Source organism: Serpens gallinarum, from assembly GCF_014836765.1.
Classification (GTDB): Bacteria; Pseudomonadota; Gammaproteobacteria; order Pseudomonadales; family Pseudomonadaceae; genus Serpens; species Serpens gallinarum.
The window spans coordinates 88,743-108,190 of record NZ_JACSQG010000002.1 but is presented as its reverse complement, the minus strand read 5'-3'; the positions used below and the strand labels follow the sequence as shown (position 1 = coordinate 108,190).

The 19,448-nt window shown below is 63.4% G+C and carries 22 protein-coding genes and 1 pseudogene; 10 read left to right on the top strand and 13 right to left on the bottom strand.

Annotated elements, in window-relative coordinates; translation table 11 throughout:
• Positions 1 to 26 precede the first annotated feature (26 nt).
• From zur to H9642_RS05720, 8 genes are all read left to right on the top strand, one after another.
• Positions 27 to 527 (top strand): zinc uptake transcriptional repressor Zur, encoded by a 501-nt coding sequence (gene zur, locus H9642_RS05755; RefSeq protein ID WP_251835474.1) that lies wholly within the window; start codon positions 27 to 29, stop codon positions 525 to 527.
• Positions 524 to 1,303, top strand: a complete 780-nt coding sequence (znuC, locus tag H9642_RS05750) for a zinc ABC transporter ATP-binding protein ZnuC (protein WP_251835473.1) — start codon at positions 524 to 526, stop codon at positions 1,301 to 1,303. The genes zur and znuC overlap by 4 nt, the downstream gene beginning before the upstream one ends.
• Before the next feature lie 5 nt (positions 1,304 to 1,308).
• Entirely contained in the window at positions 1,309 to 2,091 is a 783-nt protein-coding gene (gene znuB / locus H9642_RS05745) for a zinc ABC transporter permease subunit ZnuB (RefSeq protein WP_251835472.1), read from the top strand.
• Between the two features lie 167 nt (positions 2,092 to 2,258).
• Positions 2,259 to 2,918 carry a YbbN family protein gene (locus tag H9642_RS05740; protein WP_251835471.1) on the top strand — a complete coding sequence of 220 codons (660 nt, stop codon included), beginning with the start codon at positions 2,259 to 2,261 and terminating at the stop codon, positions 2,916 to 2,918.
• Between the two features lie 228 nt (positions 2,919 to 3,146).
• Positions 3,147 to 4,154 (top strand): methionine ABC transporter ATP-binding protein, encoded by a 1,008-nt coding sequence (locus tag H9642_RS05735; protein ID WP_251835470.1) that lies wholly within the window; start codon positions 3,147 to 3,149, stop codon positions 4,152 to 4,154.
• A complete protein-coding gene (locus H9642_RS05730) occupies positions 4,154 to 4,819 on the top strand; it encodes a methionine ABC transporter permease (RefSeq protein WP_251835469.1) in 666 nt (221 codons plus the stop codon). The genes H9642_RS05735 and H9642_RS05730 overlap by 1 nt, the downstream gene beginning before the upstream one ends.
• Before the next feature lie 58 nt (positions 4,820 to 4,877).
• On the top strand, positions 4,878 to 5,651 hold the full coding sequence (locus H9642_RS05725) for a MetQ/NlpA family ABC transporter substrate-binding protein (protein ID WP_251835468.1): 774 nt from the start codon (positions 4,878 to 4,880) through the stop codon (positions 5,649 to 5,651).
• A 129-nt stretch (positions 5,652 to 5,780) separates the two neighbouring features.
• Entirely contained in the window at positions 5,781 to 6,206 is a 426-nt protein-coding gene (locus H9642_RS05720; RefSeq protein ID WP_251835467.1) for a VOC family protein, read from the top strand.
• Positions 6,207 to 6,229: 23 nt separating this feature from the next.
• On the opposite strand, the gene H9642_RS05715 is transcribed toward H9642_RS05720, so the two are convergent.
• Genes H9642_RS05715 through coxB form a run of 4 tightly spaced genes read right to left on the bottom strand, consistent with a single transcriptional unit; the run spans position 6,230 to position 10,804 of the window.
• Positions 6,230 to 7,048: a cytochrome c oxidase assembly protein gene (locus H9642_RS05715; RefSeq protein ID WP_251835466.1), complete on the bottom strand. Its 819-nt coding sequence runs from the start codon at positions 7,046 to 7,048 to the stop codon at positions 6,230 to 6,232.
• Entirely contained in the window at positions 7,039 to 7,377 is a 339-nt protein-coding gene (locus H9642_RS05710) for a hypothetical protein (RefSeq protein ID WP_251835465.1), read from the bottom strand. Before H9642_RS05710 ends, H9642_RS05715 begins: the two co-directional genes overlap by 10 nt.
• Positions 7,374 to 9,908: a cytochrome c oxidase subunit I gene (ctaD, locus tag H9642_RS05705; RefSeq protein ID WP_251835464.1), complete on the bottom strand. Its 2,535-nt coding sequence runs from the start codon at positions 9,906 to 9,908 to the stop codon at positions 7,374 to 7,376. The genes H9642_RS05710 and ctaD (H9642_RS05705) overlap by 4 nt, the downstream gene beginning before the upstream one ends.
• Entirely contained in the window at positions 9,905 to 10,804 is a 900-nt protein-coding gene (coxB, locus tag H9642_RS05700) for a cytochrome c oxidase subunit II (protein WP_251835814.1), read from the bottom strand. The genes ctaD (H9642_RS05705) and coxB overlap by 4 nt, the downstream gene beginning before the upstream one ends.
• Before the next feature lie 123 nt (positions 10,805 to 10,927).
• Between coxB and H9642_RS05695 the strand changes: the two genes are divergently transcribed.
• Positions 10,928 to 11,389, top strand: a complete 462-nt coding sequence (locus tag H9642_RS05695; protein ID WP_251835463.1) for a DUF2231 domain-containing protein — start codon at positions 10,928 to 10,930, stop codon at positions 11,387 to 11,389.
• Between the two features lie 32 nt (positions 11,390 to 11,421).
• On the opposite strand, the gene H9642_RS05690 is transcribed toward H9642_RS05695, so the two are convergent.
• The 6 genes and pseudogenes from H9642_RS05690 to H9642_RS05665 form a co-directional block, all read right to left on the bottom strand.
• Positions 11,422 to 11,835 (bottom strand): CopD family protein, encoded by a 414-nt coding sequence (locus H9642_RS05690; RefSeq protein WP_251835462.1) that lies wholly within the window; start codon positions 11,833 to 11,835, stop codon positions 11,422 to 11,424.
• 209 nt (positions 11,836 to 12,044) lie between these two features.
• The gene (locus H9642_RS05685) at positions 12,045 to 12,680 is read right to left on the bottom strand and encodes an SCO family protein (protein ID WP_251835461.1); all 636 of its coding nucleotides are present in this window, start codon (positions 12,678 to 12,680) and stop codon (positions 12,045 to 12,047) included.
• Complete coding sequence (gene cyoE, locus H9642_RS05680) at positions 12,677 to 13,576, bottom strand: heme o synthase (RefSeq protein ID WP_251835460.1); 900 nt, start codon at positions 13,574 to 13,576, stop codon at positions 12,677 to 12,679. Before cyoE ends, H9642_RS05685 begins: the two co-directional genes overlap by 4 nt.
• 230 nt (positions 13,577 to 13,806) lie before the next feature.
• Positions 13,807 to 14,784: pseudogene (locus H9642_RS05675) on the bottom strand (COX15/CtaA family protein); the annotation flags it as partial.
• Positions 14,785 to 14,795: 11 nt separating this feature from the next.
• Positions 14,796 to 15,374: a PA_0111/PP_0108 family redox-active disulfide protein gene (locus H9642_RS05670; RefSeq protein WP_251835458.1), complete on the bottom strand. Its 579-nt coding sequence runs from the start codon at positions 15,372 to 15,374 to the stop codon at positions 14,796 to 14,798.
• The gene (locus tag H9642_RS05665) at positions 15,349 to 16,125 is read right to left on the bottom strand and encodes an SURF1 family protein (RefSeq protein WP_251835457.1); all 777 of its coding nucleotides are present in this window, start codon (positions 16,123 to 16,125) and stop codon (positions 15,349 to 15,351) included. Before H9642_RS05665 ends, H9642_RS05670 begins: the two co-directional genes overlap by 26 nt.
• A 22-nt stretch (positions 16,126 to 16,147) precedes the next feature.
• Here H9642_RS05665 and H9642_RS05660 point away from each other — a divergent pair, with 22 nt between their 5' ends.
• Complete coding sequence (locus H9642_RS05660) at positions 16,148 to 16,351, top strand: twin transmembrane helix small protein (RefSeq protein WP_251835456.1); 204 nt, start codon at positions 16,148 to 16,150, stop codon at positions 16,349 to 16,351.
• A 38-nt stretch (positions 16,352 to 16,389) separates the two neighbouring features.
• Here the strand turns inward: H9642_RS05660 and H9642_RS05655 are convergent, their stop codons facing one another.
• Genes H9642_RS05655 through ctaD (H9642_RS05645) form a run of 3 tightly spaced genes read right to left on the bottom strand, consistent with a single transcriptional unit; the run spans position 16,390 to position 19,447 of the window.
• Positions 16,390 to 17,277 carry a cytochrome c oxidase subunit 3 gene (locus H9642_RS05655; protein ID WP_251835455.1) on the bottom strand — a complete coding sequence of 296 codons (888 nt, stop codon included), beginning with the start codon at positions 17,275 to 17,277 and terminating at the stop codon, positions 16,390 to 16,392.
• A gap of 13 nt (positions 17,278 to 17,290) precedes the next feature.
• Positions 17,291 to 17,839, bottom strand: coding sequence for a cytochrome c oxidase assembly protein (locus H9642_RS05650; protein ID WP_251835454.1), 549 nt, complete (start codon positions 17,837 to 17,839; stop codon positions 17,291 to 17,293).
• An 18-nt stretch (positions 17,840 to 17,857) separates the two neighbouring features.
• Positions 17,858 to 19,447 (bottom strand): cytochrome c oxidase subunit I, encoded by a 1,590-nt coding sequence (gene ctaD / locus H9642_RS05645; RefSeq protein ID WP_251835453.1) that lies wholly within the window; start codon positions 19,445 to 19,447, stop codon positions 17,858 to 17,860.
• Between the last annotated feature and the right edge of the window lies 1 nt (position 19,448).

Sequence of the window (19,448 nt, the reverse complement as noted above, 5' to 3'; positions counted from 1 at the left end):
CTTCTTATTAAACGCACCATTTTTTTATGCTCAGACCACTCATTACCAAGACCCCCTTGGTCTGTCTGCCCCATGATCATTCGCACTGCGTCCGCAATGCCTTGGCGGAGGCCGAAGCCCTGTGCGCCCGTCAGGGGGTGCGCCTCACGCCGTTGCGTAAACGGGTGCTGGAGCTGGTCTGGCAGAGTCACCAGCCGCTTGGCGCCTATGACATTCTCGCCACGCTGAGCGAGGAAGACGGCCGCCGCGCCGCACCGCCGACTGTCTATCGAGCCTTGGATTTCCTGCTGGAAAACGGCCTGGTACACCGCATCGCGTCGCTTAACGCCTTCGTTGGCTGCAATCAGCCGGAGCTGGCTCACCAGGGCCAGTTTCTGATCTGCCGCGCCTGCAAGACCGCCATCGAGTTGGAGCAACAAACCATCAGCGACGTCATCGTCAGCGTCGCCGACAGCATCGGTTTCAGTGTCGAGGCGCAGACCGTGGAAGTGGTCGGCTTGTGCGCCGCCTGTCGGGAGGCCGCGTGAGCCACGACTTATTGCGTCTGAGCGGCGTCGGCGTGCGCTTTGCGGGCCAGGACGCCCTTGACGATGTGAGCTTGCGCGTGCGCGCCGGTGAGATCGTCACCCTGATTGGCCCCAACGGCGCCGGCAAGACTACCCTGGTGCGCGTGGTGCTCGGGCTGCTCAAGCCGGACCGCGGCGAAGTGTGGCGCACGCCGCGCCTGCGCATCGGCTACATGCCGCAGAAACTGCAGGTGGACGCCACATTGCCGCTCTCGGTGCTGCGGTTTCTGCGCCTGGTGCCGGGTGTGGACCGCGCCAAGGCGCAGGCGGCGCTGGCTGAGGTGGGCGCCAGCCAGGTCATCGACCATCCCCTGCAGAAGATCTCCGGCGGCGAGCTGCAGCGCGTGCTGCTGGCCCGCGCCCTGCTGCGCAAACCCGAACTGCTGGTGCTCGATGAGCCGGTGCAAGGCGTCGACGTTGCCGGCCAGGCCGAACTGTACCGGCTGATTGGCAAGCTGCGCGCGCGCCACGGCTGCGGCGTGCTGATGGTGTCCCACGATCTGCACCTGGTGATGAGCGCCACCGATCAGGTGGTGTGCCTGAACCGCCACGTGTGCTGCTCCGGGCATCCCGAGCAGGTCAGCGGCGACCCGGCCTTTGTCGAGCTGTTCGGCCAGAACGCCCGCAGCCTGGCGGTCTATCACCACCAGCACGACCACACCCATGACCTGAGTGGCGGCGTGGTGATCGGCAAACCCTACCAACCCCACGTCCACGGTCCGGACTGCAAGCATTGATCCCCATGCCCGATTTTCTTGTCAACGCATTGCTCGCCGGCCTGGCCCTGGCCCTGGTGGCCGGCCCGCTGGGTTCCTTCGTGGTCTGGCGGCGCATGGCCTATTTTGGCGACACCCTGTCCCACGGCGCGCTGCTCGGCGTGGCCCTGGGCCTGATCCTCAATATCAGCCCGGCGCTGGCGGTAACCGTCGGCTGCGTGCTGCTCGCCATCCTGCTGCTGGGCCTGCAACAGCGCCAGCCGCTGGCCTCGGACACGCTGCTCGGCATCCTTGCCCACAGCACGCTGTCGCTGGGGCTGGTGGCGATCAGTTTCATGGAGGTGCGCATCGACCTGATGGCCTACCTGTTCGGCGATCTGCTGGCGGTCGGCCCCACGGACCTGGCGTGGATTCTCGGCGGCAGTGCGCTGGTGCTGCTGTTGCTGATCCCGTTGTGGCGACCGCTGCTGGCGATCACCGTGCATGAAGAGCTGGCCCGTGTGGAGGGCCTGCCGGTAGCGGCGATCCGCCTCGCGCTGATGCTGCTGATCGCCGTGGTAATTGCCGTGGCGATGAAGATCGTCGGCGTGCTGTTGATCACATCGCTGTTGATCATTCCTGCCGCCGCCGCCCAACGGCACGCGTACACCCCCGAGCAGATGGCCTTGGGGGCCAGCGTGCTGGGCCTGCTGGCGGTGTGTGCCGGATTGGCGCTGTCCTGGTACCAGGACACGCCGGCCGGACCGTCCATCGTGGTCAGCGCCGCGGCGCTATTTCTGCTTAGCTTTGCTCTGCCCAAGCGCGCGTAACGGCGACGCAAGGGCTGCGGCGTGACACGGCATGTTGAGCGGTTGTCAGAGGTGTTCGTGTTGAGAATGTGTCACCCGTTGGACACAGAGGCGGCAAGGCCTGTTTTGGCCGCCCTGTCGTGCACCGGTTAGAATCGCTTCAGCTCGCTTTATTCGAGGCTTATCCCATGCGTTTATCCGCTTCCCGCTGCCTGATCACCCTGGCCATTGTCCTGCTTGTCGGCTGCCAGAGCGCGCCTGAGTACGACAGCCAAACCGTGCTGTTCCAGCAATACCTCTCAAACAACCAGCTGAGCCTGGCCGACCAGCAATTGGCCGAGGCCGGCGCTCAGGGGGTCAGTGCCGACAAGCTCGCGCCCTATGAGCGCCAGCTGGCGGATGCCTACCTGCGCCAAGGCCAGGAAGCCCTGCAGGCCGGCGACCTGAACACCGCCACCACGGCGCTGAGCCGGGCGCGCAGCCTGTTGCCCGAGGCTCCGGCGCTGACGGCCGGCTTGGGCGAAGCCTTGAGTGCCGACGGCCAGGCCGCCGTTGACGAGGCGTTGCAAGGGCGCAGCGTAGCCCTGCCGCTGCTGGATCGCGGCGATTACGCCGGCCTGCGCGCGCAGTTCGACGAGCTGGCCGCCGACGTGCTGGCCTGTGCGTGCACGGTAATCCTCGAGGCGCGGGGTTCCTGGCAGTCCAACAAGGCCGTCGACCTGCTGGGCGAAAGCCTGGAAAAGCACACCCCCGGCGTTGAGGTGGACGTGCAGGTCAGCCACAGCCCCTCGCGGGTGCCACGCCTGGTGCTCATTGCCGATCCTGATGCGGCGGCCAGCGTCGAGTAAGTGATGATGACCGCATGCGTCGCCTGGCCACGGCGCAGCGGAACGGCGTGCAGGTTTCCTTTTAAATACGTGATTTGGTTTTTGCCCAGCTCAGAACATCATCGGGTTTATCGCTAATTAGAAGCGTCTATAGCCAAGAGAACTAAAGATCACGAAGCAAACCGGCTAAACTGCGCCTCTTTTGCGCGGCGTTACGCTCATCATTCTGTACCCACAAGGTTCGCTTTCGTGATCGAGTTTCACCAAGTTCATAAAACCTACCGCGTCGAGGGCCGCGATATACCGGCCCTGCAACCCATCGACCTACGCGTCGAAGCGGGCCAGGTGTACGGCCTGATCGGCCATTCCGGCGCGGGTAAAAGTACCCTGTTGCGCCTGATCAACCGCCTGGAGGAACCCTCAGGTGGACGCATTCTGGTGCATGGCGTCGACGTCACCGCCCTGGAAGCCGATGGCTTGCGCCGTTTTCGTCGCCAGGTCGGCATGATCTTCCAGCATTTCAATCTGCTGGCCTCCAAGACCGTCGCCGACAACGTCGCCCTGCCGCTGCGCCTGGCCGGCGAGCTACCAGCGGCGGAAATCGACCGCAAGGTTGCCGCGCTGCTGCAGCGGGTCGGCCTGGAAGACCACGCCCGCAAGTACCCCGCGCAACTCTCCGGCGGCCAGAAGCAGCGTGTCGGCATCGCCCGCGCACTGGCCACCGACCCGAAGATTCTGCTGTGCGACGAGGCCACCAGCGCCCTCGATCCGCAAACCACCGCCCAGGTGCTGCAGCTGCTGAGCGAAATCAATCGCGAGCTGGGCCTGACCATCGTGCTGATCACCCATGAAATGGACGTGATTCGCCGTGTCTGTGACTGCGTGGCGGTCATGGATGGCGGGCAGATCGTCGAGCAGGGCGTGGTGGCCGATGTGTTCCTGCACCCACAACACCCCACGACCCGCCGCTTTGTGCTGGAAGACGAGCAGGTTGACGAAGGCGAGCAGCATGATGACTTCACTCATGTGCCCGGCCGCATTCTGCGCCTGACCTTCCAGGGCGAGGCCACCTATGCCCCCTTGCTGGGCCGCGTGGCGCGCGAAACGGGCGTGGATTACAGCATCCTGTCCGGGCGGATCGACCGCATCAAAGACACCCCCTATGGCCAGCTGACCCTGTCGTTGATCGGCGGGGATATCGAAGCGGCCCAGGCGCGCCTGCAGGCGGCCGACGTACACGTAGAGGTGCTGCGCTGATGGACGCGTTCTTCGTCAACATCGACTGGTACGAGATCTGGCTGGCCACCTGGGACACCCTGTTGATGCTGGGTGGCTCGCTGCTGTTCACCGTGCTGCTCGGCTTGCCGCTGGGCGTGCTGCTGTTCCTCTGCGGCCCGCGCCAACTGTTCGACAACCGTCCGCTGTACGCGCTGCTGTCGTTTGTGGTGAACGTGCTGCGCTCGCTGCCGTTCATCATTCTGCTGATCGTGATGATCCCGATCACCGTAGTGCTTACCGGCACCTCACTGGGCGTCGCCGGCGCCATTCCGCCGCTGGTGGTGGGCACCACGCCGTTTTTCGCGCGACTGGTGGAAACCGCACTGCGCGAGGTGGACCGCGGCATCATCGAGGCCACACAAGCGATGGGCGCGACCACCCGGCAGATCATCCTCAACGCCTTACTGCCTGAAGCGCGTCCGGGGATCATCGCCGCCACCACCGTCACCGCGATTACGTTGGTGTCCTACACGGCAATGGCCGGCGTGGTCGGTGCCGGCGGCTTGGGCGACCTGGCCATCCGTTTTGGCTACCAGCGCTTCCAGACCGATGTCATGGTGGTCACCGTGGTGCTGTTGCTGGTGCTGGTGCAGATCCTGCAAACCGTCGGCGACAAGCTGGTGGTGCATTTTTCCCGCAAGTGAACACCCTGCGGCGACCTCACCTGCGGAGCCGCTTCTCATCCCGCAAAGGAGTTGAACGATGAAAAAACTGCTAGTTGCCTTCGCCGCCTTCACGGCGTTTTCCACCCAGGCCGCCGAGACGCTGAACGTGGCGGCCACCGCCGTGCCCCACGCGGAAATTCTCGAATTCGTCAAACCGACCCTGGCCAAAGAGGGCGTGACCCTTAACGTCAAGGTGTTCACCGACTACGTGCAACCCAACGTGCAGGTCGCCGAGAAGCGTCTGGACGCCAACTTCTTCCAGCATCAGCCGTACCTGGACGAGTTCAACAAGACCCGCAAGACCACCTTGGTCAGCGTGGCCGGGGTGCACGTCGAGCCCTTCGGCGCCTACTCGCAGAAGGTCAATGACCTCGACGACCTGCCCAACGGCGCCAATGTGGTGATCCCCAACGATGCCACCAACGGCGGTCGCGCCCTGCTGCTGCTGCAGACCGCGGGCCTGATCACCCTCAAGCCGGAGGCAGGCATCACCGCCACGCCGCGCGACATCGCCGAAAACCCGAAGAAGCTGAAGATTCGCGAACTGGAAGCCGCCACCCTGCCGCGCGTGCTCGGCCAGGTCGACCTGGCGCTGATCAATACCAACTACGCACTGGAAGCTGGCCTGAACCCCGCCGAGGACGCCCTGATTATCGAGGGCAGCGAATCGCCCTACGTAAACATCCTGGTCAGCCGCGAAGACAACAAGGACAGCCCGGCCATGCAGAAACTGGCCAAGGCCCTGCACAGCGACGCGGTGAAGCAATTCATCGAAGAAAAGTACCAAGGCGCTGTGGTACCGGCATTCTGACGCCGCTTTGCCTCGCGCCCAACGAAGCCCGCCTTGTGCGGGCTTCGTTGTTTTTTTTGCCCGAGATAAAACGTGGGGCACGGGAATTGCCTACTCTGCTTGAAGCCAACGCAACGGAGGAAACCCCGCATGTCCCTGTCGCCCTTTCATCTGGCCATTCCTGTTCACGACCTGGCCGCAGCCCGGCATTTCTACGCTGAGGTGTTCGGCTGCACCGAAGGTCGCAGTAGCGCGCAGTGGGTGGATTTCGACTTCTTTGGCCATCAGTTGGTGATCCACCAGGCACCGAAAATGCCCCATCAGGAAGCCGCTCATACCAATGCGGTGGATGGCCACGACGTGCCAGTGCCGCATTTCGGCGTGGTGCTGGGGTGGGAAGAATGGGAACGCCTGGCCGAACGCCTCAGGGCGCACGAGGTGCGCTTTGTCATCGAACCCCACGTGCGCTTTCAGGGCCAAGTGGGCGAACAGGCCACGTTGTTTCTCCTCGACCCCTGCGGCAATGCGTTGGAGTTCAAAGCGTTCAAGGATATCGGTCAGCTGTTTGCCCACTGACCCGAATCCATAAGTCCGGCCCATCAGCGTCCTTGCCACCGTGTCTCACCCTGCGATTGCCTGGCCCGCGCAAGCCAGCGCCAGGCAATCCAGCCCGCCCCCATCAGATAGACCAGCCCACCGGGCACCCACATCAACAAGCCGGCCAGCTGCTGGTCGGCCAAATCCCCCGTGTCGCCGTACAGCGGGACACTGGCGAAGGTCAGCAAGGCACCCAGGAGGCCGGTGTGCATGAGGGTCAGCAGAATCGCCAACAGCGCCACGGGTGTCTTACGTGGCGGTATGCGCAGCACCGACCACCAGAACAGCCAGCCGCTGAACAGGAAGCAACCATGCTCGACGGCATGCCACCAGAGGTTGTCCAGCGCCAGCTGATAGAGCCGGGGCGTGTGCCAGATCCAGATCACCGCGCCGTGCACCAAGGCCAGGGCGGTGGGATGGCGACCGGCGCGCAGGATCCAGGTCCACAACGATTGGCCCAGCCGTCCGGTGAGGGCGCGCCACTGCGGCAGGGGCCGCGCCAGCGCCCAGAGCGGGGCGATAACCACGATAAACAGCATGTGCTGGGTCATGTGCCAGCTGGTACTGGTTTCCGCCCACTCATCCAGCGGACCGAAGATAGCCAGCACGGCGAGCAGCATGGCCAGGTGCATGCACAGCGCCTCACCGCGATGCGGCGCCACCCGGCGCACACCCAAGCCATAAAGCAACCAGGCGCTGCCCAGCAGTAGAGCGGTCAGCAGCAAAGGCAGGCGTTCAAACAAATGCGCATCGAATAATCCATGGGCGCGGACCGGGGATGCCAGCACCAGTAGCAGCCATGCAGCGTGCTTCACAGGCATGGCGGCAGGCTCAGCAGGGGCAGGCCGATGAACGCGGTGGCCAGCGCCGCCACCAGGTGCACCCCAGCGGACAAGCGCGCCACAAAACGCTGCGCCGCCGTGGCAGCGGCTAGGCGCCAGAAACGCCAGGCCAGGAGCAACAGCAGCGCCAGCGTCAGCGCGGTGAACAAGCCCAGTGCCGCATTCAGCCAGGTGGTCGCCCCCGCCTGAGGCGACGGCGGGGCCAGTTCACAGCCCAATCCCTGGGCGCCATACACGGCGACAAACCACAGACTCCAGATCACCAGGCCGAGCGGGATCTGCGCGGGGCTGAAGGCCGAGCGATTCATCCGCCCGTGCTCCAGCCGAGGGGAAACAACATCACGGCCAGGTAGCTGCTCCACACCACCGCCAGGTTGTACGTCCACAGTGGGCCAACCACCAGCGGCTCGTACGGCGACGCCGCGTTCACGTAGCCATAGGCGACGCGCCAAGCCTGCAGGCCGGTCAGCAGCGCCGCCAGCACGCAATGCATCAGGCTATACAACAGAATTACCAGCACCAGCGCATCGTGGGCCGTGGTGCGTGGCTGCAGGTCAGCGCTGAGCAGCGCACCGAGCACCAGAGCCGACTGCACCAGCGCCAGCCCACACAACACTGCCAGTTGGCCTTGCAGGCGACGATCATCGCCGCGACGCAGGCGCTTGAGCACGCGCCGCAGCCACAGCGTGCCGACACTCAGCAGCAGTGCGCTGCCCAGAAGCCAGCCGCCGCCTTGCCCCGCGCGCTCCGGCACCAACCAAGCCGGCGCCACGGTCCATAGGTAAAACCAGCCAAACAGCAAGGACAGGTACAGCGCGGCGTTGGCCAGCAGGGTCACGCCCATCCCCCACAACCCCGGCCCGTCGCAGGTGCGCCAATGCAGCGGCGGATCGCCGGGCTGCGTTTGCGTGTCCGGCGAAGCGGCGGGATGCGCGCCATTCATCCACGACCAGCGCAGCAGCACCAGCAGGGTGGCCAGGCTGATGCCCAGCGCCAGCCAATAGCTCTTGAGCAGCAGGCTCAGGCACAACCCGGCGAGCAGCAGCGCGGTGTTGAACGGCAGCCACGTATTACCTGGCAGGTGCGTAACCTCGCGTATCGTGCCGGTCAATGGATCGACACCGTAAGTCTCGCGCCGGCCATGGTCGATGACCGTCAGCCCATGCTCGCCACGGGCAATGCTGTCCGGCAGCTGCGGGTCGTCCCACAGCGGGTGGCGGCTGTGAACATCCGGCAGGCTGACGAAGTTGTACGGGCTGGGCGGCAGGCCGGTCGCCCACTCCAGGGTATCGGCGCGCCAGGGATTCTTCGGCGCGGCCAGGCCGAAGCGGTAATGCAGGAGGAGATCCAGCAAGATGGTCGCCACGCCCATGGCCATGACGAAGCTGCCGATCGACGACACCAGATTGGGCAGATCCCAGCCCAGGCCGCTGTCATAGGTGTACACCCGACGCGGCATGCCCATCAGCCCGGTCCAGTGCATGACCAGGAAGGTCAGGTTGAAGCCGATGAACACCAGCCAAAAGCCCCAGCGGCCGAGGCGCTCCGACGGCATGCGTCCGGAGAAATGCGGCAACCAGTAATACAGCCCGGCCATCAGCGGGAAGAACATGCCACCCACCAGCACGTAATGCATGTGCGCGACCACGAAATGGGTGTCATGCACCTGCCAGTTAAAAGGCACCAGGGCGAGCATCACCCCGGTCAGCCCGCCGGCCACGAAGACGATCAGAAACCCTACCAGCCAGAGCATCGGCACCCGGTACAACGGCTTGCCCAGCCACAACGTGGCAATCCAGGCGAACACCTGCACGCCGGTGGGGATCGCCACCAGCATGCTGGCCGCGGAGAAGAACGCCAGGGCCAGCTGTGGAATACCGACGGTGAACATGTGGTGCACCCACAACCCGAAGCTCAGGAAGCCGATCGTCAGCACACCGAGCACCACCCAGCGGTAGCCCACCAGCGGCCGCTGGCAGAACACTGGCAGCAAGGTGGAAACAATGCCGGCGCCGGGCAGGAAGATGATGTACACCTCGGGATGGCCGAACAGCCAGAACAGGTGCTGCCACAGCAACGGATCGCCGCCGCGCGCCACGTCAAAGAACGGCAGACCGGCGGCGCGCTCCAGCTCCAGCAGGATGCTGCCCAGGATCAGCGGCGGAAAGCCGAACACGATCATCAGCGCCATGACCAGGATGTACCAGGCGTAGATCGGCATCTGGTGCAGGGCCATGCCATTGGCGCGGGTGCGCAGGATCGACACCACCAGTTCGACGCCGGCGCTGACTGCGGAAATCTCCACGAAAGTGATGCCCAGCAGCCAGAAGTCCGAATTCATGCCCGGCGTATACACCGCGCTGGACAGCGGCGTGTACATGAACCAGCCGGCCTTGGGTGCCAGATCGAGGAACAGGCTGACGCACAGGATGATGCCGCCGAACAGGTAGCAGAAATACCCGAGCGCCGAGAGGCGAGGGAAGGCCAGGTCGCGGGCACCGAGCATTTTGGGAATCAAATAGACCGCCAGGCCTTCCATCATCGGCACGGCGAACAGGAACATCATCACCGTGCCGTGCATGGTGAATACCTGGTTGTAGACGTCCGGCTCCATCAGCACGTAGCCAGGCACGGCCAACTGAGCACGGATCAGCATGGCCAGCAGCCCGCCGAACAGAAAGAACACCGCGCCGGTAACCAGAAAGCGCAGCCCGATGGTGGTGTGGTTGACGACCGTCAGCGCCCGCCAACCGCGCGGACTGCCCCACACGGCATTGAACTGATCGTGCAACTGCGCCGGATCGGTGGCCGGCGCGCCGGTTTCGCGGCTCGGGTTCATGGCGCGAGGCTCTCCAGCCAGATGGCAATGGCATCCAGATCGGCATCGTCCACCACGTCATGGGACGGCATGGCATTGCCGGGTTTCAGCGTCTGGTGTTCGCGCAACCAGCGGCGTAACCCCTCGGCATCGTTGGCAATCACACCCGCGCCAAGCGTAGGCCGCGACGCGAGGTCGCTCAGGTCCGGGGCGCGCTGCCCCTGGGAAATGCCCGCCACGCGGTGACACAAGCCGCAGCGACTGGCAAACACCTCGCCGGCGGAGCCTGGCGCAGGTGCTGCAATCTCGCGCTCGGCTCGCGCTGCGATCCAGGCAGTAAAGGCGTCAGGCGCCTGAGCCTCGACATGCAGAATCATGTGCGCATGCTGGGTGCCGCAAAATTCCGTGCATTGCCCACGAAACACGCCGGCCTCATCCGCCTGCAGGCGCAGCACGTGGCGACGGCCGGGCATCATGTCCAGCTTGCCACCCAGCTTTGGCACCCAGAACGCATGGATCACATCGGCGCTACCCACCTCAATGTCCAAGGGACGGCCCACGGGTACGATCAGCTGATTGGCGGTGACCACGCCGCTGTCCGGGTAGCGCACTTCCCACCACCATTGATGGCCGGTCACCTCGATGCGCAGCGGTTGCTCGCCACCGATAACCGGCAGCGGCGGCAGCAGGCCGCGCCCGGCGGAGAGTCCATATACCAGCAACAGCACGACGCTGACTGTCGGCAGTAGCAAACCGCCGCCGATCAGCCAGCGCCGTTGCACGCGCCGCTCCCGCTCGGGACTGACGGTACGTGGCGCACGCAGCATGGCGTACAGCCACAAGGCGCTGACCAGCACCAACACCAGCAGTGCAAAACCACACATGACCCACCACACCAGCGCCACTTCGCGGGCCATGGGACCGGCCGGATCGAGGATCGACTGCACGCCCTGACAACCCGTCAGGCTGGGAACTGCCAGCGCCAGTGTGGTCCATTGCTGAACACGGCCAGCCGGACGTGCCAACCAGGGGAAACAGCGGTGCCCAACGTACGCGAGCCGATTACCAGTAATGCCGCCATCGGCCAGCACCCGCTGCATCCGATGCTGATTCACTTTCCGGTGGCCGCCTTGCTCGGCTTGGTGCCGGTGGACTTGGCGTTTTTGTGGACCGACGATGTGTTCTGGTGGCGCGCCGGCGTCTGGCTGGCGGGAGTCGGCGCGTTCGGCGGCTGGGTAGCCAGCCTGGCCGGATTGATCGATCTGCTCACCGTGGCGGAAATTCGCCGCAAGATCACCGCCTGGTGCCACGCCATCCTCGCCGTGATGATGCTGTCGCTGGCCTCGCTGAACTGGCTGCTGCGCTACGAGACCCTGGTGAGCGAGGCCGTGGCGCTGTGGGCTCTGTACCTGTCCGTGCTGACGGCCGGGCTGATTGGCCTGGCCGCCTTTCTCGGCGGGCGGCTGGTCTATGAACATGCGGTGGGCGTGCAGACCGAATAGCCCGCGCTCAATAGCCTGAGCGGTCCTCCGGCTCACAGGGGCTTGGCCAGGACCAGCCACAACGTCAGGCCGATCAATACCGTTGCCAGACTGCCCAACGCCGCGCACTCCGCCGCCACACGACGCTGCGGCTCGCGCTCGATGCGCAGCACCAACACGCCGCACAAGGCATGACAGAGCACCATGGCGGCGACCACGCTGAGCTTGAGAATCAGCCAGCCTGCCAGGGTGCCATCGCGTAGAAACAGGACCGTGCCTGAGCCAATGGCCAGCAGCGCCGCTGGCGTAGCAAAGAGCGTGAACACCCAGCGTGTCAGGTGGGCGTGATCACGATAGAACAGCGCATCGCTATGGCGGGTTCCGGCGGCAATCAGGGCCGGCAAGTAGAGCAGGGCGCCGCACCAGCACAGCAAGGCGGCAAGGTGCAGCAGTTTGAGCAAGGGCATCCTGGCTTCCCCACGAGGCCGTTTGGCGAACCGTTGTGGGGATTGTGACCGTGCCCGGGCTAGCCGGTTCGCTGCCCGTTCAGGAAGCGGGGGTGGGAGCGGGTTACAGAACCGCTGGCATGAGCACCGGTTTGTAGGATGGATCGCGCTTCATCAATCCCCCGGGTGGCGATCCACCGGGTGGCGGTCCACCCTACACAGGCCGGTTTTTATCCTTCGCCTGCCAGCAGCGTCGGCAACTGGGCGGCCAGCTTGGCATTGTTCAGTGGTCCGCGAATAAAACCGCGCTGGCGACCGTCCGGGCCGATAAGGGCCAAGTTACCGCTGTGATCCACGGTGTAATTCGGTTTGCTCTCGTCGCCGGGAATGAAAGGGATGCCCACGCTGTTGGACAATTTCTGGATATCCGCCAGCTCGCCGGTCAGACCACGAAATTCGGCATCAAAAAAGCCCAGGTACTCCTTGAGCTGCTGCGGCGTGTCACGGGCGGGGTCGACACTGACCAGCACCACCCGCAGGTTGCGCCGGATTTCCTCGGGCAACATACCCTTGAGCTGGCGCAACTCGGCCAGCGTTGTCGGGCAGATGTCCGGGCAAAAGGTGTAGCCGAAGAACAGCACGGTCCAAGCGCCTTGCAGCTGATCGACGGGCTGGACTGCGCCGTTCTGGTCGATTAATCGCACATCCGGCATCGGCCGGCCTTGTGGCAGCAAAACGATGCCGGCATCCAGCAACTGGGCGGGATTGACCTGGTCTTGGCGATTCAGCGCCTTGGAGACAGTCAGGCCGATCACCACGGCGATCAGCGCAACGAGGATAAAAACGGTGGTGTGGATTCGGGTCATACATTCAACTTCAGGTAGTGATCGAGCAAAAGCGCGATAAACAACAAAAACAGGTAGGCGATCGAGTACTTGAATGTATTGATCGCCGCGTGAGGTCGGCTGTCACGGTACAACGCCCAGGCCCAAAACAGGAAACGACCGCCGAGCAGCAGCGCGCTGACCAGGTACAACGGGCCGCTCATGTGAATGACAAACGGCAGCAGGCTGACTGCCAGCAGGATCAGCGTGTAGAGCAGGATATGCACTTTGGTGTACTGCTCGCCATGGGTTACCGGCAGCATGGGAATATCCGCCTTGGCGTACTCGGCCTTGCGGTGGATCGCCAGCGCCCAGAAGTGCGGCGGTGTCCAAGCGAAGATGATCAGCACCAGCAGCAGCGCCTCAGCGCTTATATGGCCGCTGACCGCCACCCAGCCAAGCAGCGGCGGCGCCGCACCGGCCAGCCCGCCGATGACGATGTTCTGTGGCGTGGCGCGCTTGAGAAAACCGGTGTAGAGCACCGCGTAACCAAGCAACGAAGCCAGCGTCAGCCAAGCGGTCAGCGGATTGGTGAAGACCAGTAGTAGCGCCTGGCCGAGCAGGGCGAGCAGCAGGGCAAAACCCAGCGCGGCACCCGGCGACACCCGGCCCGCGGTCACCGGCCGCTTGTGGGTGCGCGCCATCAGCGCATCGATACGCCGGTCGACGACATGATTGACCGCCGCCGCCGCACCGGCGCACAAGGCAATACCTAGGTTGCCGAACACCAGCACTGTCCAGGGCACTCCCGCCCGAGTAGCCAGAAACATGCCGACCAGCGAGGTAATCAGCATCAGCACCACAACCTTGGGCTTGGTCAGTTCCAGATAGTCACGCCACGTAGCGTTGAGGTGGGTTTGGCTCAAGACAGGGGTCATGACGATGCTCCTTTTGCTCAGGCTCAAGAGTTATCAGGCCGTTTAAAACCTACCTGCGTTGGCAATACGTCGTTAAAAACAGTCTCGGAATGCTCATTTAGAACACCTAAACTGCGCTTCTTCGGCTGTTTTCGCCTCGTCCTGCCTGCCTCGCCTACATTTTTCAACGGCCTGATATCCACAAGGGGTTTTCCCCAGGCGTCCAGCGGCCCAGTGCAGCGCTCGGCCAGCGGACTGCGTAGCCGTTCATTGATCAGCACCAGCACCAGCAAAAGCGCCGCGCCGCCGCCGTTATGCGCCACGGCCACCGCCAGCGGCAGGTGCAGCAATACGTTGGCCACGCCCAGGCCGAGCTGTATACCCAGCGCCAGCACCAGCAAGGCAGCCAACCTGCCGCGCCTATGACGCCACAACTGCCAAGCCAGCAGCAGCAACACCAGACTCAGGACCAGCGCGCCTAGACGGTGGCTCATGTGGATGGCTGTGCGGGCATCGCCGTACAGCAGGCCACCCAGGTAATTGGGGCCAATATGCTGGGTGAGGTTTAAACCGTTGGCAAAATCCATGTCGGGCCACCACACGCCCTGGCAGGTGGGAAAATCCGGGCAGGCCACCGCCGCATAGTTGGAGCTGACCCAACCACCCAGCGTGATCTGGCCGATAGCCAACAGCAAGGCCACTCCAGCCAGCCGGCGCAGGCGCCTCGGGATGGGTGACACCGCCGCCCCGTATCCGGACAGGCGAACGCTGAGCAGAAACAGGAGCGCCAAGGTGGCAAAGCCACCCAGCAGGTGCGCGGTGACCACTTGCGGCCAGAGTTGCAGGGTGACCGTCCACATGCCGAACAGAGCCTGGGTGATCACCACACCCAGCAACAGCAGCGGCAAGCCGAGCGGCTGTCCCACCTCGTTGCGCCGACGCAGGGCCTGGATGGCCAGCCCAAGAATCACCAATCCCAGGGCACCGGCGAAGTAGCGGTGGACCATTTCATTCCAGCCCTTGTGCACCTCCAGCGGCGCCTCGGGAAACCGCGCGGCGGCCAGCGCCTGGGCCTGCTCGCTCATCGGCACCCCGAGAAACCCGTAGCAGCCCGGCCAGTCGGGACAACCGAGGCCGGCATGGGTCAGGCGGGTGTAGGCGCCAAGCAGGACCACAACCCCTGCCAACGCAAAGGCGAACAGGCTTAGCCAATAACCGGGCTTGCGCATCCTGGGCTCCTTTAGCCGATCCGCGACAGTTTGAGCAGCAGGCGCAAGTCTTGAAGAATCGCCTTGCCTGGCGTGCTGCTGTCGTAACGCAGAACCAGGTTGCCGAGCGGGTCGACAATCCACAGTTGCGCCTCGTGTGTCGGAGTGACGCTGCGTGCGTAGCGCTGCAGATCCAAGCTATGAATCCCCAGTTGCGGGTATTCGCGTCGCAGCTGCGCTTCGTAATCGGCATCCAACGGCCCAGCGGTGGCCAGAGCATGGCTGGCGCGACTGGCCTCGCGGCCCAGGCCGATGTTCAGTTGGCGGGCCAGATAGACAAGTTGGCGACATTCGCCGCGGCAGCCATCGGGTGCGGTGACCAGCAGTTGCCACCCCACATCCGCCACACCCTCAATGCCCAGATCGGCGCGGCTCTGGCCATTGCCGATAAGCACACCGTGGTAGGTGCGCTCCTGCGGCACCCAGAAACGCCACTGATACATGGCCGTGGCCAGCACCATTGGCCCGATCACCATCACCAGCATCAGGACCAATGGCAGTCGCCCGCGACGTGCCGGTGGGGTTTCACTCATGTCGATGGCTGGCTGCATCGCGTACCTCTCGTGCCTGGTGGATTCCAAAGTAGATGAATAGGGCGCACAGGGCCGCCGCCAGAGCGAACCATTGCACCGCATAGCCCAGGTGTTTTTCAGGGCTCATGCTGACAATCGGCCAGTCGACCGCCAACGCGGCGGGCCCTGGTTCGAGGCGTAACTCAACAGACAGGCCGTCACGCCCCAGTTCTTGCCAGAAGGCGTCAAGCTCCACCCGATTGGTCAAGCGCGGCCAGGACGTTCCACGCTCGCCAGCCAGGACCAGTGGCTGACCCGGCGATACATAGACCCAGGCCAGCACGTCCAGCGCCCCGGAGGGGGTGACAAAACGTGGCGGTATGCGGCGATCCGGCCAAGGCAGCCAACCGCGATTGATCAGCACCCAGCGGCCGCTGGGCTGGTCGAGAAACGGTTGCAGTAGTTCGACACCTACTTGGCCTTGGTGCACACGGCTGTCGAGCAACAGGCTATGCGCGGCCTCGAAATGACCGTGCAAACGTATGCGCTGAAAGGCCGGCGGACTGGTCAGATCCAGCGCATCGAGCCGGATCGGTGGGGCCTGGCGGCGGGCCTCCTGACCGGCCAGCAGGACGCGCTTTTCTTCCGCCCGCACCAGTTGCCAGCAGCCCAGACCGACCAAGAGCGGGAGCATGCACAATACACACAGGCTTGGCAGCCAGCCGGGCTTGAAATGCTGTGTCAGCCGCCAGCCAGACGCACCGAGTGACTGGCTATACTGCAACTTCATACGTCTCCCCCGGAGTCCCGCAATGCTCAAGGCGGCGATCCTCCTGTTATTGCTGGCCATTCTGATCAGCCTGTTCAGCGCCCTGTTTTTCATGGTCAAGGACCAGGGCCACGGGCGTCGGATGATGTATGCGTTGTATGTCCGGGTCGGCCTGGCCGCACTCACCGTGTCGCTGATTGCCTGGGGGTTTTACTCTGGGCACTTACAGCCCCATGTCACCTGGTAAACCGCGGGCTTCAGGCGGGTGCTGGCCACGACGTCATGTCAGAGCACGTAGACAAAAATGAACAATGCAATCCACACCACGTCGACAAAGTGCCAATACCAGGTTGCTGCCTCGAAGCCGAAATGCTGCTCGGGTGTGAAGTGCCCGCGTAGCACCCGTACCAGCATGACAATCAGGATGATGGTGCCCAGGGTGACGTGGGCACCGTGAAAACCGGTGAGCATGAAGAAGGTAGCGCCATAGATGCCCGAGCCCAGGGTCAGCCCCAGCTCCTGATAGGCATGCACATATTCCTCGGCCTGCAGGATCAGGAAGGCAATACCGAGCAGCACGGTCAATGCGAGCCAGGCTTTCAGCAAGGTTCGGTTGTTGTTTTTCAACGCATGATGGGCAAAGGTCAGAGTGAAGCTGGAACTGACCAGCAGGATGGTGTTGACCAAGGGCAGCGACCAGGCGCTGATGACTTCGGTGGGCGGCGGGAACAGTTTGGAGTCGGGATTGGCCAGCAGGGGCCAGGAAAAGGTGAAGTCCGGCCAGAGCATGTTGCTCACGCCCTTGTCGCCAGCGCCGCCGAGCCAGGGGCCGGCCCAGTAGCGCACATAGAACAGCGCGCCGAAGAACGCGAGGAAGAACATCACCTCGGAAAAAATGAACCAGGTCATGCCCCAGCGGAATGAACGATCCATTTGCGCGCTATACAGCCCGCCCCGGCTTTCCCTGATGACATTGCCAAACCAGCCGAACAGCATGTAGGCCAGAAACAGCGTGCCGATGAAGAAGATCAGCGGACCGTTGGAACTCTCCCGCTGCGCGGACAAATCGTTGAACCAACTGCCCAGGCCATACACAGTCACCAACATGCCGAGACTGGCAATGATCGGCCATTTGCTTTGCGAAGGAACGAAATACGGCTCGTGAGTTGCCATCTCTTTATTCTCCTTAACCGTCATGGCGGGCCGCGACTGGTTGGCGAGCAGTGATATCGAACAGCGTGTAGCCGAGTGTCAGGTGATACACATCGCGGGGCAGGTCGCGATCGACGATGAAGCGCACAGGCATCTCGATACGCTCGCCGGGCTGCAACACTTGCTGGGTGAAGCAGAAACATTCGGTCTTGTGGAAATACGCCGCCGCTCGGGAAGGCGCTACGCTGGGCACCGCCTGGGCAGTCATCGGCTGGTCCGTGGTGTTGTGGGCGATAAAGAGAATTTCCTGGCTGGCGCCGGGATGGACGCGGATCTCTTCGGTCAGCGGCTGGAACTCCCAGGTCATGCCTGCAGCATTGGTGGCGAGGAACTGCACGCGCACCTCGCGTGACTCGTCAATGGACTGCGAGCCCTGGTAGGCGCCGGCGGTTTTGCCATTGATGCCAAAGGCCTTGCACATCACGTCATAGATGGGCACCAGAGCGAAACCGAAGGCGAACATCGCCACCGCCAGCAGCAGTAGACGGGTGACCAGACGGGGCGTACTGATGGCTCGGCTCATGATGTGACTCCCAGCGTGTCATTTCACTTCCGGTGGTGTCTGGAAGGTGTGGTAAGGCGCCGGCGACGGCACCGTCCACTCCAGCCCTTCGGCGCCATCCCAGGGTTTTGCCGCGGCGGGCTTGCCGCCGCGAATGCACTTGATGACGATGAACAGGAACAGCAACTGGGTGACGCCGAACATAAAGGCGCCCACCGACGACACCATATTGAAATTGGCGAACATCATGTTGTAGTCCGGAATCCGCCTGGGCATGCCGGCCAGGCCCACGAAATGCATCGGGAAGAACGCCAGGTTCATGCCGACGAAGCTCATCCAGAAATGCAGCTTCGCCAAGGTCTCGTCGTACATGTGCCCTGTCCATTTGGGCAGCCAGTAGTACGCCGAAGCGAAGATGCCGAAGATCGCGCCCGGCACCAGCACATAATGGAAGTGGGCCACCACGAAATAGGTATCGTGGTATTGGAAGTCCGCTGGCGCGATGGCCAGCATCAGCCCCGAGAAGCCACCGATGGTGAACAGGATGACGAAGGCCACCGCGAACAGCATGGGCGCCTCGAAGGTCAGCGACCCTTGCCACATGGTGCTCGCCCAATTGAATACCTTGACGCCGGTGGGCACGGCGATCAGCAGGGTGGCATACATGAAGAACAGCTCACCGGTCAGCGGAATGCCGACGGTAAACATGTGATGCGCCCAGACCAGGAACGACAGGAAGGCGATGGCGCCAGTGGCGTAGACCATGGAGGTGTAGCCGAACAGTGGCTTGCGGGAGAAAGCTGGGATGATTGAGCTGACCGCGCCGAAGGCCGGCAAGATCATGATGTACACCTCGGGGTGACCGAAAAACCAGAACACGTGCTGGAACAGCACCGGGTCGCCGCCGCCGGCTGCACTGAAGAAGCTGGTACTGAAGTGGATATCCATCAGCATCATGGTTACCACGCCCGCCAGCACCGGCATCACGCCGATCAGCAGGAAGGCCGTGATCAGCCAGGTCCATACGAAGAGGGGCATTTTCATCAACGTCATGCCCGGCGCGCGCAGGTTGAGCACGGTGGCGATCACGTTGATGGCGCCCATGATGGAGCTGAAGCCCATCAGGTGGATGGCGAAGATAAAGAAGGTCACGCTTTCCGGTGCATAGGTGGTGGACAGTGGTGCGTAGAAGGTCCAGCCGAAGTTCGGCCCACCACCTTCCATGAACAGCGTGCTGACCAGCAGCGTAAAGGCCGCCGGCAGCAACCAGAAACTGAAGTTGTTCATGCGCGGCAAAGCCATGTCCGGCGCGCCGATCATCAAGGGAATCATCCAGTTGGCCAGGCCGACGAAGGCCGGCATCACCGCGCCGAAGACCATTACCAGGCCGTGCATGGTGGTCATCTGATTGAAGAACTCCGGCTGCACGATCTGCAAGCCGGGTTGGAACAGTTCGGCGCGGATCACCATGGCAAAGGTGCCGCCGAGCAGGAAGGCGCCGAAGCTGAACCAGAGGTACATCGTGCCGATGTCCTTGTGATTGGTGGTCAGCAACCAGCGCATCAAGCCCTTGGCTGGGCCGTGGTGGAGGTCATGTCCGGCATGACCATGGTCGATCACTGCACTCATG

Coding starts and splice junctions, on each gene's coding strand:
- zur (WP_251835474.1), top strand. CDS start 27: ATGCTCAGACCACTCATTACCAAGACCCCCTTGGTCTGTCTGCCCCAT.
- znuB (WP_251835472.1), top strand. CDS start 1,309: ATGCCCGATTTTCTTGTCAACGCATTGCTCGCCGGCCTGGCCCTGGCC.
- H9642_RS05740 (WP_251835471.1), top strand. CDS start 2,259: ATGCGTTTATCCGCTTCCCGCTGCCTGATCACCCTGGCCATTGTCCTG.
- H9642_RS05730 (WP_251835469.1), top strand. CDS start 4,154: ATGGACGCGTTCTTCGTCAACATCGACTGGTACGAGATCTGGCTGGCC.
- H9642_RS05725 (WP_251835468.1), top strand. CDS start 4,878: ATGAAAAAACTGCTAGTTGCCTTCGCCGCCTTCACGGCGTTTTCCACC.
- H9642_RS05720 (WP_251835467.1), top strand. CDS start 5,781: ATGTCCCTGTCGCCCTTTCATCTGGCCATTCCTGTTCACGACCTGGCC.
- H9642_RS05715 (WP_251835466.1), bottom strand. CDS start 7,048: ATGCCTGTGAAGCACGCTGCATGGCTGCTACTGGTGCTGGCATCCCCG.
- H9642_RS05710 (WP_251835465.1), bottom strand. CDS start 7,377: ATGAATCGCTCGGCCTTCAGCCCCGCGCAGATCCCGCTCGGCCTGGTG.
- ctaD (WP_251835464.1), bottom strand. CDS start 9,908: ATGAACCCGAGCCGCGAAACCGGCGCGCCGGCCACCGATCCGGCGCAG.
- coxB (WP_251835814.1), bottom strand. CDS start 10,804: ATGGCCCGCGAAGTGGCGCTGGTGTGGTGGGTCATGTGTGGTTTTGCA.
- H9642_RS05690 (WP_251835462.1), bottom strand. CDS start 11,835: ATGCCCTTGCTCAAACTGCTGCACCTTGCCGCCTTGCTGTGCTGGTGC.
- H9642_RS05685 (WP_251835461.1), bottom strand. CDS start 12,680: ATGACCCGAATCCACACCACCGTTTTTATCCTCGTTGCGCTGATCGCC.
- cyoE (WP_251835460.1), bottom strand. CDS start 13,576: ATGACCCCTGTCTTGAGCCAAACCCACCTCAACGCTACGTGGCGTGAC.
- H9642_RS05670 (WP_251835458.1), bottom strand. CDS start 15,374: ATGCAGCCAGCCATCGACATGAGTGAAACCCCACCGGCACGTCGCGGG.
- H9642_RS05665 (WP_251835457.1), bottom strand. CDS start 16,125: ATGAAGTTGCAGTATAGCCAGTCACTCGGTGCGTCTGGCTGGCGGCTG.
- H9642_RS05660 (WP_251835456.1), top strand. CDS start 16,148: ATGCTCAAGGCGGCGATCCTCCTGTTATTGCTGGCCATTCTGATCAGC.
- H9642_RS05655 (WP_251835455.1), bottom strand. CDS start 17,277: ATGGCAACTCACGAGCCGTATTTCGTTCCTTCGCAAAGCAAATGGCCG.
- H9642_RS05650 (WP_251835454.1), bottom strand. CDS start 17,839: ATGAGCCGAGCCATCAGTACGCCCCGTCTGGTCACCCGTCTACTGCTG.
- ctaD (WP_251835453.1), bottom strand. CDS start 19,447: ATGAGTGCAGTGATCGACCATGGTCATGCCGGACATGACCTCCACCAC.